The 779-nt window shown below is 38.0% G+C and carries 1 protein-coding gene; it reads right to left on the reverse strand.

The features are described 5' to 3' along the window. Positions 1-173 precede the first annotated feature (173 nt). Positions 174-779 (reverse strand): NAD(P)/FAD-dependent oxidoreductase (locus tag CYP26_RS05120; protein ID WP_258031422.1); only part of this gene is annotated, 606 nt, incomplete at its 5' end.

The raw sequence follows: 779 nt of genomic DNA on the forward strand, positions 1-779 counted from the left end.
TACTTCACAACGATCCGTGCAGCACTTGCAGCTGCCAAGTCGTTAAGCACAGTTCAAACTGGCAAAGCACTTGAGGTAAAAAGCTTGCAAGAGTATCTAAGCGAGAAATAATAAATTTAGTGGCAGTTATGGCTGCCACTAGCTAAATTTCACTCTGAATTTGGAAGTTAAATTTAGCTATTTTTTAAAGTACCAGCTACTTTTAGAGCGCTTGCAAATGCAAAATGTAAGTTATATCCACCAAGCATACCAGTGATATCTAAAACTTCGCCTATAAAATAAAGCCCTTTTACGCTTTTGCACTCTAAATTTTCATCTAAAAATAGAGTTTTTACACCGCCTTTTGTAACTTCAGCCCTTTCAAAGCCAAATGTCCCAGCTGGGGCAAAATGATATGCAAAAAGCCTTTTTATGATGCTCTTTTCATTGTCGCTAAACTCATAAAATGCCATATCTTTTAAGCCAAAATTTCTTAAAAACTCCAGCACAAATCTCTTTGGCAAAGGCAAAACCGAGCTAAGTTGCTTTTTGCCATTTATTAAATTTTTCTCACTAAATTTAGGCAAAAAATTTATGCAAATTCGCCCCTTTTGCCAAAAAAGTGAGGCGTTTAGTATCGTTGGGCCACTTATGCCTCTATGTGTAAAAAGCAGGTCACCACTAAATTTACGGCTCTCGTTTTTGGTATTTATCACTACATCCGCGCTTAGACTAACGCCGCTAAGCTCTTTAAACCAAAACTCATCTTTTTGCACGCTAAAGCCAACAAGGGCAGGCGC

This window comes from Campylobacter concisus (genome assembly GCF_002913225.1).
Lineage (GTDB): Bacteria > Campylobacterota > Campylobacteria > Campylobacterales > Campylobacteraceae > Campylobacter_A > Campylobacter_A concisus_J.